At 37.6% G+C, this 12,388-nt stretch carries 12 protein-coding genes and 1 tRNA gene; 5 read left to right on the top strand and 8 right to left on the bottom strand.

Translation table 11 applies throughout. The annotated features are described in order from the left end of the window. Positions 1–10: 10 nt before the first annotated feature. The gene (locus GM920_RS04985) at positions 11–478 is read right to left on the bottom strand and encodes a DUF6428 family protein (protein WP_182954006.1); all 468 of its coding nucleotides are present in this window, start codon (positions 476–478) and stop codon (positions 11–13) included. Between the two features lie 62 nt (positions 479–540). Next, positions 541–870 carry an ArsR/SmtB family transcription factor gene (locus GM920_RS04990; protein WP_182954009.1) on the bottom strand — a complete coding sequence of 110 codons (330 nt, stop codon included), beginning with the start codon at positions 868–870 and terminating at the stop codon, positions 541–543. Positions 871–1,204: 334 nt separating this feature from the next. On the opposite strand from GM920_RS04990, the gene GM920_RS04995 reads away from it, so the two are divergent. After that, positions 1,205–1,783 carry a DUF5025 domain-containing protein gene (locus GM920_RS04995; protein ID WP_182954012.1) on the top strand — a complete coding sequence of 193 codons (579 nt, stop codon included), beginning with the start codon at positions 1,205–1,207 and terminating at the stop codon, positions 1,781–1,783. Positions 1,784–1,793: 10 nt separating this feature from the next. Here the strand turns inward: GM920_RS04995 and GM920_RS05000 are convergent, their stop codons facing one another. Both GM920_RS05000 and GM920_RS05005 read right to left on the bottom strand, forming a co-directional pair. Further along, entirely contained in the window at positions 1,794–2,075 is a 282-nt protein-coding gene (locus GM920_RS05000; protein WP_182954014.1) for a hypothetical protein, read from the bottom strand. Positions 2,076–2,084: 9 nt separating this feature from the next. Further along, positions 2,085–2,579 (bottom strand): hypothetical protein, encoded by a 495-nt coding sequence (locus GM920_RS05005; RefSeq protein WP_182954016.1) that lies wholly within the window; start codon positions 2,577–2,579, stop codon positions 2,085–2,087. 79 nt (positions 2,580–2,658) lie between these two features. On the opposite strand from GM920_RS05005, the gene GM920_RS05010 reads away from it, so the two are divergent. Next, positions 2,659–3,501, top strand: a complete 843-nt coding sequence (locus GM920_RS05010; protein ID WP_182954018.1) for an NAD-dependent epimerase/dehydratase family protein — start codon at positions 2,659–2,661, stop codon at positions 3,499–3,501. A 69-nt stretch (positions 3,502–3,570) separates the two neighbouring features. On the opposite strand, the gene pdxR is transcribed toward GM920_RS05010, so the two are convergent. Next, the gene (gene pdxR, locus GM920_RS05015) at positions 3,571–5,067 is read right to left on the bottom strand and encodes a MocR-like pyridoxine biosynthesis transcription factor PdxR (protein WP_182954020.1); all 1,497 of its coding nucleotides are present in this window, start codon (positions 5,065–5,067) and stop codon (positions 3,571–3,573) included. A 91-nt stretch (positions 5,068–5,158) separates the two neighbouring features. On the opposite strand from pdxR, the gene GM920_RS05020 reads away from it, so the two are divergent. Together GM920_RS05020 and GM920_RS05025 are read left to right on the top strand one after the other, a co-directional pair. Next, positions 5,159–6,376, top strand: a complete 1,218-nt coding sequence (locus GM920_RS05020) for a multidrug effflux MFS transporter (RefSeq protein WP_182954022.1) — start codon at positions 5,159–5,161, stop codon at positions 6,374–6,376. Positions 6,377–6,469: 93 nt separating this feature from the next. Next, positions 6,470–6,542: transfer RNA gene (locus tag GM920_RS05025), tRNA-Lys, on the top strand. A 115-nt stretch (positions 6,543–6,657) separates the two neighbouring features. On the opposite strand, the gene GM920_RS05030 is transcribed toward GM920_RS05025, so the two are convergent. From GM920_RS05030 to GM920_RS05040, 3 genes are all read right to left on the bottom strand, one after another. Further along, positions 6,658–7,338, bottom strand: coding sequence for an imm11 family protein (locus GM920_RS05030; protein WP_182954025.1), 681 nt, complete (start codon positions 7,336–7,338; stop codon positions 6,658–6,660). 29 nt (positions 7,339–7,367) lie between these two features. Then, positions 7,368–9,284 carry an AHH domain-containing protein gene (locus GM920_RS05035; protein WP_182954026.1) on the bottom strand — a complete coding sequence of 639 codons (1,917 nt, stop codon included), beginning with the start codon at positions 9,282–9,284 and terminating at the stop codon, positions 7,368–7,370. Between the two features lie 739 nt (positions 9,285–10,023). Then, entirely contained in the window at positions 10,024–10,419 is a 396-nt protein-coding gene (locus GM920_RS05040; RefSeq protein WP_182954029.1) for a hypothetical protein, read from the bottom strand. 411 nt (positions 10,420–10,830) lie between these two features. Between GM920_RS05040 and GM920_RS05045 the strand changes: the two genes are divergently transcribed. Next, positions 10,831–11,868, top strand: coding sequence for a hypothetical protein (locus tag GM920_RS05045; protein WP_182954031.1), 1,038 nt, complete (start codon positions 10,831–10,833; stop codon positions 11,866–11,868). The last annotated feature ends 520 nt before the right edge of the window (positions 11,869–12,388 follow it).

A 12,388-nucleotide genomic window follows, 5' to 3' on the forward strand; every position in this document is an offset into this window, starting at 1 on the left:
ACAACAGTAATTAGCAGCAGCCTCCTCCAGGAGTGCAGACCGAGCCAGAAGCAAAATTCACCAGTTCAATTTTTTTCTTCTCTTCTGGAACACCACACTTATCCATCGCAAGACAGGCTGTTTTTTTAGGAATTAACAGGAATTTTTTTCCATCATAACCAAGGTCATACTTACCAATGGTCTCGGCTTGATACTCTACCTCTATTTCATAATCACCCATACCTAGTACTTCTTCTGAGAGTGAAATGATACTCAATAATTTCCCTGCTTTTAAACGGTGTTCATAATCATTAGCATCCCAAATTTGGAAGTTTGCCACCTTCTCATGACGTACAGTACCACCACAATCAATAAAGTCTTTGGTAATAATACCCACTTCAGTAACATGGAAATGCTCTGGTACCATATTTCCATTTTCTAATTGAAAATTAACTCCTTCCGCTTTGGTTAGGATTTCTTTTATTTCTGATAGTTTCATAACTGTTTTTTTTATATTAATTATATTATTGCAATTTAACGATTGATAGTAGCAAAAAAAGGCTAACAACAAGTTGTTTCCCCTTTGTACGATCCTAAAAATGCGCCTAATTGTTTTTCTAGCAGTCTCCAGGTCGTAGGATTAATACAATAGCATATACTCACTCCTTCTATAGTACCCTGAATGATTCCCGCATTTTTAAGTTCTTTCAAGTGTTGCGAAATGGTGGCTTGAGCCAACCCTAGTTCTTCTACCAGATCACCACAAATACAGGTATTAGAGATGAGTATCCTTTGCAGGATAGCAATACGTGCTGGATGAGCCAAAGCTTTTAACAGCGTTGAAAGCTCATTTTGTTCCTTGGTGAATATTTCTGATTTAGTAAGTCCCATATTTTATATTGCAATATTACGATCTATATAAATCTAATCAAAATATTTTACTCCCTAATTTATGCCAGGTTTAGTTTTATTACCTAAAAAAGACCATTTGGCGTATTAACGAGCCCATTGCATGTAAAACCACCGAAAGGCATATTGTAGCAAAATAACAAACCATTAAAATAATATATCCCTTAAAAAGATAAAAAAATGTATCAATATTGATAATAAACACAATATTAAATATTAAGTAAATTAAAATTATTATTATTGAAAAATATCGATCAACAAGCAGCTTATTTAAAATTAATTTTCACAATTAAATAAAACAAAGATCAGAACTATAATGAATAAATATTTAAAAATATTATTTACCTTATCAACAATACCCACAGTCCTTTCCTGTACAAAACAAGAAGAACAACCGCTAAAAAAACCTGAGTACAAGCAGTATTTTAATGCGGAGATTAACAATAAGTCCATACAAATTCAAAACAACCTGTTTAAGGACAGAGAAAATCTCACAGGATCATGGACTGGAGTAGGCATGAACAACAGAGATCAGATTGATATGTACACCGTAAGAGTAATTTTACCAAAAGCCCAATTCCCCAGCAATTCTGTATTGAATTTCCAGGTATTTGACATCAAAAAAAAGGCATATTACTTAAATGACGCAGCTAAATATTTAGAACGTTTAAGCACACATATTTTCTTAGCAAAGAATTCAGGTACCGATTCTACAGTCTTGTATACCACAAACAATTTAAAAAAGCCTTTCGAGATTAAAATCACAAAATATGAATTGCTTAATGACAGTTTTGTTCCAATTGTTGGTGGAAAGTTGTATGGTGTTTTGTATAATGTAAAAAACATGACAGATTCTGTCACCATATACAATGGAGATTTTGAAGTCCGCTTTTAGGCCGGAGTTCTTATTGCCACCACAGCTTTTGGGATACGGGTGTTTTGTTTTTGATAATTGCGGGATTTGGAGCCATATTTTTTAGTGCGATATCTAGCCAGCCATTTTTGATGTATTTTTCAGCAACATTGAACTCGCCAGCGCCGATATCAAAGTCACAATTTGAGCTGGGCACCCGATAATCAGCCCAGTTACATTTTTTCTCGACTGTAGACTTGTAACCCCTCCACATTCCCACAAAAGCATTATTAAAATAACCATCCGAAGCAATATTGACATCATCATAAGTCATTTTATTATTCTAGTCCACATACCATTTTGTTTTAAGGACACCATAAAAACGGCCAGCATACTTTTGATTTTTATCTTCAAAAAACTCATAACTAGCGGTCAGCAGTCCTTGAGTTTTCATCCCTTTATCTTTAAACTCATCATCAACGCCAAAATTGGTTCTTTTAGATACTCTAATCTCCTTGATCAGGATCTTTCCATTGAAATCGCAAACATTTCCTTTAACCCATGATTTTCCTTTGATCAGGTATTCTTTTGGATTCTTCTGGTCCTTTACGACGGTCAAAATCTTAATTAAAAGTCGTTGGTGTTCATCGCCGATTATTCCATAAACCAAATTATCATCAGTCACTAGCCAAAGGTTAGCAAAATTATACCCAATGAATTGTTCGGTTCTATCCGCAGGAACCAGCGCTTCCTTATTCATGATATCCGTCCGACACAAGCTCTGCGCCCATAGATTAGACGATAAAAAGAAGAATAGGATGGTCATTTTATATCTCATGTGATGAACGCTTTGTTATTCGAATCTCTTAATTTTACTTCGTTTTTCATTAGCCACTACTTAAAAAGATTAAATAATTATGAGAGTTCTAGTTACAGGATCATCAGGACGCCTAGGTTCAGTTACCGTTGAGCACTTGAAAAACTCAGGGCATCAAGTTATTGGGATAGACCTCATCAAACACCCATCTACAGATCATTTGATCGATATTCAAAACAAAGAAGACGTAGGAAATATCTTACAGGGGGTAGATTTCATCGTCCATACTGCAGCGCTTCATGGTAAACATTACGACCTCAACTATTCCCGAGAAGCATTAATAGAAGTAAATATCAAGGGAACTCTTAATTTGTTAAATGCTGCTGTTAAGAATGGAATAAAGAAATTCTTATACCTGAGTACAACGTCGATATATGGCACTGCAATGCAGGATGAAAAGCAAGCCGTTTGGGTGGATGAAACCTTAACTGAACAACCCAGAGACATTTACGACATTACTAAGCAGTGCTGTGAACAACTTTGCAAAGATTTCTTTTACCGGGAAGGCTTAGCAACAACCGTTTTTAGGGTGGCAAGATTTTTACCTGAGTCCGAAAACCTGACCATCAATCACCGGCTTTATAGAGGCCTGGACGAAAGGGATGGCGCAGAAGCAATCAGGCTGGCTTTACTCCATAATTTTGACCAATTTGAAATATTTAACATCTCCAGTGGGACTCCATTTCGAAAAGAAGACCTAGCTTTATTGAAGCATTCTCCTTTAGAAGCTATCTTAAAATACTTTCCGGAGGCAGAAGAAATTTATAGGAAAAACAACTGGATATTCCCTAAAACCATAGACCGTGTCTATGTTTCTGAAAAAGCCAAAGCAGTCTTGGGTTATCAGCCTAAATATACGTTTGACTACCTCTTACACCAATAATCTTCAAATCAGCAAAACCTATAACTACAGAAATTATCAGTTTTTGGTGATAAAATCGCGGACAAGGCATCAGCAGCTCATTTTCAGGATCTCTTTCAGTTTTAGTACCGCCTCTTCCATCATCTTCAAACTAAAGCCGGTAAAACCTATTATCAATGCCGCAGGATGTTTAAATGCCACAGAAAGCTCGTCTACAGCATATATGAAAACACCATTTGCTCTTGCCTTGTTGGCGACAGCTGTAGCATCCTCATCGTCTAATAGCCAAGCAACCAGATGCATTCCAGCATCGGTAGTCTCCACCCGAAGAAAATCGCCTAAATGTTGTTTCAACAAAGCGACCAAATCCTCCTGCGCTTTACGGTACACCAGCCTCATTCTACGCAGGTGTCTGGAAAAATGCCCTTCGAGGATAAATTCAGTTAAGATTGCCTGATCAATTACCGGACTCTGCCGATCTATCACTGCTTTAGCAATTGTAAATTGTTGGGCAAGCGCTACCGAAGGCAACACCATATACCCAATTCTTAAGGCAGGAAATAAAGTCTTATTAAAGGTGCCTACATAGATTACCTTTCCAAAAGTATCCAATCCTTTAAGGGCTGGTATCGGCCGGTTCACATAACGAAACTCACTTTCATAATCATCTTCTATGACCCACATATTTTGTTGTGCAGCCCATTTCAGCAGTTTTATCCTTTCCATTAGTGGCATCGTTTCTCCCAATGGATATTGATGGGATGGCGTTACATAAGCGAGCTTTGCAGCAGGAAAGTGTTTCCTGGCATAATCCAAATCCATTCCTGAAGCAGCAATGGGAACCGGGCAAATCTTCGCGCCGAAACGGGCAAAAGCTGATTTTGCTCTAAGAAAACCAGGGTCCTCCATCCAGCATTGGTCCTCTTTTTTTAAAAGCAATTCTGCGATCAGGTGCATCGCCTGACTAGAGCCATTGACCAATACAATTTGGTCTGCAGTACAACTGATAGAACGGTTAATCCTCAGGTAATCTGTAAGCGCTTCCCTTAAGGGAAGAAAGCCCTGTGCACTATCATAACCGAGATGCAGTTTATGAATATTTCGGTACACATTAGCTGCTATTTTTGCCCATATCTGGAATGGAAAATCGGGCAAAGAAGGTATCGATGGCTGAAAAGGCAACATCGCTTCCTGTCCGATATAATTCAAAACAAATTTAGCATGCAAAGGAACTTCTGCCGTTTCGGTAGCAATCAAAGTCCGTTCTTCGACTGCAGAACGCTTTTTTAATTCCCTAACACTGGGCTTCAACTCATTGACCTGTTCACAAACATAGGTCCCATCACCGGTTTTACTGGTTAAAAAACCTTCCAATGTCAACTGCTCAAAAGCCAATAACACACAGTTTCTGGAAATACTGAATTCCGTGGCGAGACTTCTAGTGGAAGGCATCCGATCCCCATGCTTAAGCATCCCATCAAACACATTTTGCTTAATTGCATCATACAACTGAATATATAGCGGTGTTTTAAGGGAACGGTCCAGATTGATGAAAGTCAACAGGATTTCAGGAGAGATTTTACTCATAAATTGGCTCTATTAATTCCTTATATAATGGCTCTTTACAAAGAACCAATGTAAGCTTAGTTTTGCAGATAACAAATCTGCTGTTCCGATCATGTCAAAGATTAATCCGCATCCGCTCCTTACCACGCTTACCTTAGGTATTTTAACTGCCATCGGTTCTATCTCTATTGATATGTACCTGCCCGCCTTTGGTGTCATGTCTGACTATTTTAAAGTACCCATGGTAAGGATAGAGAGCACAATTACGTTATTCCTTTTCGGCATGTCCTTTGGTCAGTTATTCATTGGCCCTCTTTCTGATGTCTGGGGAAGAAAAATGCCACTGAGAATAGGTTTAGCGATTTACATCATCTGTAGTGTATGTTGCATTCTGACCAGCTCATTTACCTTGCTATTAGGATTGAGGTTCTTACAAGGTCTGGCAGGCAGCTCCTGTCAAGTCATATCGAGAGCATTGGTAAATGATCTTTATAAAGGTAGAAATGCGGCTCATGTTTTTACACTGCTACAAATATTGATGGGCGTATCCCCTATTCTAGCCCCCATGATCGGCGGTATGCTTGCAGAGGAATCGACCTGGAAGTTTTTGTTTTTGATCATGGCCATAATTTCAGGGATTGGATTGTTGGGCTGCTTAACTGTCCTGCCAGATGGGAAGCCTGGCACTGAAAGTAAAGTACTAAGTTTTCAGACCATCCGAAATGGATACCTTCAATGCATTAAGAGTCCTTCCTTTGTAAATTATGCTTTAGTAAGAGCCGTTAGTAATAGCGCGGCCTTTGCCATGATTACCGGTTCTCCATTCGTATTCACCAATATCTATTCCCTGACGAAGAAACAATTTGGATTTACCTTTTCTTTGTTTGCCGTAGGCATTATCTGCGCAGGGCTGATCAATACCAGGTTACTGAAACATTTTGAAATCCAAGTCATCACAAAATTTGCATTGATCTGTCAGCTAATTACCGGGGCCACAATGGTTTTGATCATTTATTTTAATGGACCATTCCCTCTGTTGCTTGGATTTACTTTTATTTTTCTCGCTATGTTAGGTCCGATTTTGCCAAATACAACCGCGCTATACCTGGCTTCTCTGCCCACAGTTTCAGGTTCAGCATCCGCACTAATAGGCTCCCTTAGCTACCTATCTGCTTTCCTGATTACCTCCATACTAAGTTTACTCCACAATAACACCGCTTATCCGATGATTTTTACGATGTGGACCTGCACGATAATCGCTTTTGGTTGCCTGCTTTATAAAAATGGCAGAATCAGATATTTTTTTTCGGCCTACAAATCAAGGAATTAAACGCAAAAACGATGTAAACTTAAAATTAAGCCATTGTTAATGCAGAAAAGCTGCATTATTTTAATACTTTTGCACTCCTTCAAAAAGGGAAATGATTCCGTAGCTCAGCTGGTAGAGCATTACACTTTTAATGTAGTGGTCCTGGGTTCGAATCCCAGCGGGATCACGAAAGCCTCACAGAAATGTGAGGCTTTTCTGTTTAAATTGTCCTAAATATATTTTCTACCAAAAAAGGATGGCATACCACAATTTCGTATCATAGAACGAACCTGTTTTTCTTTTTAACCATAGATGCTATTTCTGTACTCATAACTCCATTCATGAAATGTCAGGGAAATCGGCGCGAATTCAATGCCCGTGATTCCGCTAACTTCAATAGCATTCTTCACTTTTTCTGAAACATAGTATCCAACACCGCCATGCACGTGGTTCAACGCGAAAACATCTTTTGGAATATTATCCAAAAGACAAACTCTGGAAATAAACGTCCTTCCTCGATCTACGATTCCTAATATTTCCAAAAAAGCTTTAAATTCCTTTAAGCTGGTAATCGGAACCTCTTCCAGAAAAGATCCTCCATCTGGCTTAACCTTTCTTATAACAACTGTAGAACGTTGAAAGTCTACAAACTCAAAATTACTTATCAAAGGGTTCATGAGCCAATATTCATATGTTAAATTTTTAGTGATAACATCACAGTCAAAAAACTGAAAGTGTTCATTATCAAAAAGCTCCCATAAGTTTTTTAATAATTTACTTACCAACAACCGTCGTTCAAAGCCAGGTGAGCATGCACTCAAAAGATCTGTCAATTTCGCCTTCTTATGCAGGATTCCCCTAGGCATTTTTGGTCTAAAATCTGCTTTAGCAAATTCAATATTTCCTACAAAATTAGGATCATCATCCCAATTTGCCGGGAGTTCAGCTTGTTCGATCTGAGAATAATAACCAATAATTCTCATGTTGAGGCTACATTCAATTCTATAATACATTAAAAAATCAATTGATTAACGTGTACATTAGGATAATTATTCATTGCATTTCTAATATCATTAATTATAATGAGAACTTCATCATAAGTTTGTTCTGGACTGAAATGAGAAGGTATAAGTTCTAAACGCTGCGCTACCCTTGCATCATATGCTGCATGACTCCCATTATGAATTAAAGTATTTAATGGTATCCCATTCAGAGCAGAATTCATGTGTAATGCCAATTTGGATTTTGCTGCTTTCTGAATTGCCCTATGCCCGGATTTTCCCCAAGGAATGATATGATGAGCCTGACTTAAATTGTTTACCAATCCCAAAACTTTGCGTAATTGCGATCTATTTCCAAAATGAACCACATCTCCTGCTACTACTACCCATTTTAATGTAGTCTTAGTCCCATTAGTGAGGGTAATTGTTTTTTTCGCAAACTTTACCCCTGCAGCCCACCATCCAGCTATAGGAAGGGCTGACGCATAACTGAGCGAGGCATTTGTGCCATCCCCTTGAATTGTATAAATAACCCCATTAACCAAATCCGCTATTTCTCCACCAACAGGAATAAGTCCAACACCGTCAAGGAGGAGATGAATTATTTCCTGTGAAGCTTCCCAATACACACGCCATTCTGAATATTCAGGATGTTCCTGCCTAATAAGGATACTTTGAATAATAATATGTCTTGCAATCATGTCACCAAAAACGTCCTGATATTGAGATGGCAAAAGGCCATTTATTGCAGAGTAATGCACTGCTATATTGGAAACAGTCAATTGATTAGCAATTGACGCTTTTATCATCATCGCTGCAGCTAGTTGAGATTCATAAGAAAAATCACTTTCCTCAAGTAAAGCAAACAACTCAACGCTCTTTGATTCATTATTTATTATGTATCTGCCAATTGAGGGATCTTGATTGATCAAACGATTACTCAAAAGTGTTTGTATTTCCATTCGATAAACTGGATCCACGACTGGTGGCAATACTTGTCCATCACAAGGGTTGGGAGGTAACGCCATCAGGGTAGTACCGCCAACAAACGTAGATGAAACAACTGGAATTCCCCCATCACAGGGATTATAAGGAGGTGGTGGTGTTGGAGTTGAGCCACCACCTCCACCTCCACCTCCACCTCCAGCATCCCCTCCTGTATCAATCATTTGGCACACTTCGTACATTTCAACATTCATCGTATATCCAGCTGCCCTTTCCCCATCTGGAGCTCCATCAAAATTCCATACACATCCTTCATCCCATGGCATGTGACCTCCGCGTGAACAGCTATAAGCAATTGTAGTATATATCGTATATCCTATGCAAACTTCCTGCATCATAACCTTGTTGGGCATTAACCTAGACTTATTGTTAGCACCTGTTTTAGTTTCAGTTAAAGCAGCTTTAAGACTTAAGCCTTCTAAGTACATTGGGGCAAATGAGACATCTCCTTCATATGGAATTAGTTTTGAACTCTTCCGATCATTAATCCACTTTTTTGTAGGGGTATAGGTTGCAATAAATGCAGTAGTTTTATTTCCCTTGACCTGTACAGTAAGATTGCGAAAAGATATGGCATGCGGGGATGAAAGTGGCATCATGAATACATAACTAATTCCTTCTGGACTAACAATCTTTTGAATAGAATCTGTATACACTGCAAGTTCAGCCATAAAATTTTGATCACCAATAGACATAGTTTTCGCTTGTGCACCTGAAGCTTCAAATTTTTTGGCTAGAATTCCTAAAGAACTGAGATCGACAGACCGGAGAAATTCCGCATATGTTATTTTTGGAATAGGATGTTCCACCTTTTTCTTATGTTCAATGGACAGCGAGTCTTTCTTGCAGGATGTAGCAAACAAGATGAATAATAATGCTAGGTAAGCCATGGTTTTACAACCTTTTGAGAGCGTTGATTTCATAATTACTTTATACTTATAATCTACAAGTTACTTAACGTTATTCGTAAACCAAATATTTCAGAAAAAAAATTCAGTTACCCATTAGAAATTTTATAATCAAAAAAAAATCAACATTTCATAAAACAACCTTAGGAATACATTAAGGAGCTTGTTAGTTAGGGAAAATAGATTACTTTAATCTCGTATGAAGACCTGATCAAATCCTTTGTGTCCCAAATGGAATATTAGTCTATATTATCACCGGTCAAGTTTATGAAATGTGGGCAAACATAAGGCTAAGTATGCTCAACGCACAGTTCGACTTTGAACTACTGTCTACATAGTGAGCAGGACACTGGAGAAAATATAAGTTTTAACTTAATCTTCACTAGAAACTGTCGTAGGAACTAACACCGATGTATAATAAAAGAACTTAACAACAAAGAACAAGCTAGGATTGAACTCTATGTTTTTTAAGAAAGAAATTTTTAGTTGTGTATCTACTAAATAGCAATTGCAGTTAACACATATAAAAAATTGCTGAGTGATTCGGTGAGTCGAATTCAAAAAACGTATTAGGTACTATTTAAACATTGATTTCAGGACTAGGTTCGAATCCCAGCGTAATCAAAGATTCAATATCTAAACGTACAAAACCCTGCAATCGCAAGATTAGCAGGTTTTTTGTTTTCACAGGGATATTAAAAAAACAACTGATGTCAATATTAAATCCATTGACCAGACATTTATGAATGGACATCTATAGCAGTTTTAACATCACCTTGCAATCTAAATCGTACCAACTTTCATTATCCTTTATAAAAACAATAAAGGTATTAATCCCTTCTCCTTTAATTCCTAACCGTGAATTTCTGGGAAGTTTTCTGGAATTCTTCTTAAACACGTGATGTAGATCCACGCCAATTGCATGTTTAACATGATATACGGCAAGAAGAACAACACCTCTAGGATCATCATTGGGCTCTAGAAATTTTAGTAAAGCGGCTTCTTCATATAGAGATCTTGGATCAGTGATTCCATTGCTTTCATAGTATTCTTCGTATCGATCTAAATCTTCTGGCATTTTGGGTAAATCATATAGATCGGACAACTCATCGAAAGCCACTTCAGCCTGTTGGAAAGGGGATTTTTCCATTGATTGTATTTTAACTAGTAGATCGTTCAGTTTTTGATCATTTTGGATCCATTTTTCAAAAGTAGGTGTCATATGGCTTAAAGCGTTTGTCTATTCGTGTAAAATATTAATATCGGCTTTTTTCTCTCATTGTGCAATCATTCGATCAAATTTAAATTATCTGGGCGTGTTGCACAGGACAACCGATATATAACTGTCGATACTGCCCCAATGTGACCGTATCTATATAAAATGATAAGAAATTACACCCTCCGCTCCTTTTTCATAGTTCTACTGGTTAATCGATTAGCTCTTTGTTTTAACCTCGGCCGAATTTTTAATTAATTTATACGAATCGTATCCGCAGCTGTGTTAATTTTTGTGTGTATTTGGAATTACTGCTAAAGATAGTGGCAAGAATCTCAAAAATACATGAACAATATTAAATTAAATTTTGATTTTTACTATCTAAGAATAAAAGGAGATATGCAGAAACAACAAATGATCATGAGGACAAAGCTGCCAGTAATCGATTACAGCAAACAGTTTAATTCCATAAATGGTAATGATGCTGAACTACTTGCAGCTGCACGCATATTGACTGCATGTGGAGCAGAGATTAGCTGGGGATCGAGGAATGAAGACGGTAACAAGATCGATCTATTTCTTTCTCAGCCACACCCTTGGCAACCCTCTGAACGATTGGTAACATTGGTTCAAGTAAAGTCTGGTGTTTCTTATGGAAAAGTGCTTAAGGAGGGATTCGAGCTGAAATCAGAAGCTAAGAGGCTTGCTCAAAGGACAAGTCACGCCATCTGTATCATCTGGATAGACCAAGCTACAAGCGAAGCTTTTTGGGCGTATGTCCATCCTAAAACCCTTAAAGGTTCCACAACTTACGGAAAACATCATCAGGTTACACCTGCCCTTCGTTACGATCTAGCACGGGTTACTAGTAACTACTATACGCCGTTATATGGTGGAGAAGGCATAATCCTATCTATTAAAGGAAGTACATTACAGGAAAAGAGACTACTAGCCAAGAATGCTTACGCCGCACTTCCATCTGAAGGCATCTTATCCGCATCAGTTGGTATTATTAACTTTACGAGGATCGGATGGAAACACATGTTCCGGAGAGACCGATCAAAACTAAGAAAGGAAAGCAGTCTGACAGTTATTCCATATCTAAAAAGATTATTACAGCACAGGCCAAGTGAAATGTTTGCAACTGAATCTAACTATTTTACGGATGGGGATTATGTAATTAGACAAATACACTACGCACTTAGTTATGATAGAGCCAAGGTATGGAATCATGTTAGCATTAAATCGGAAAACAAAAAAGTGATAATAAGAGTTATTGAGGAGATACGCTACCCTAAGAATTGGTTTCTGGAAGGTCAACTTTCCCAAAGAATTTTTCGAAAAGTAACCTTTTTAAGCTGCCACTATAAAACCAAGGGTTAGGAACTGTTGATACATTGCAGTAGGATCTGTCATTACCTAAAGTTAATCTTTAGGCTGACTGCCAAGCATAAAGCTCTCGTCTTGTAGCGTACCCAATTCCTAACCGTTGCAAATGTAGTTTATTTCCTGAAATTTCTGGTTTGAAACTAATTAATCTTAGGCGGAGGCTACCATTCACCAATGCCAAAATATCAATAACTTTTTGCTCTTCAACGCCATTACTTCTTTTTACCCATTAAATTATAAATGACTATATTTCTAATGTGATTCAAGCACAATGTATATCTAGGGTTTAATAAAAAACGACAAATGATTATATTTATGCAATTGCAGTTAAAACGTATAAAAAAAGTGGTGAGTGATTCGGTGAGTCGAATTTAAAAACCACACTAGATATTATTTAAACGTTGATTTCGGGACTAGGTTCTGATGCCAGCGGGATCACAAAAAAGGCTTAGAGAAATCTAAGCCTTTTTCGTTTTAAACCCTGTTAATCGTACGATTAACAAGGTTTTTACTT

The sequence above is a fragment of the Pedobacter gandavensis genome (assembly GCF_014172405.1).
Taxonomy (GTDB): domain Bacteria; phylum Bacteroidota; class Bacteroidia; order Sphingobacteriales; family Sphingobacteriaceae; genus Pedobacter; species Pedobacter gandavensis.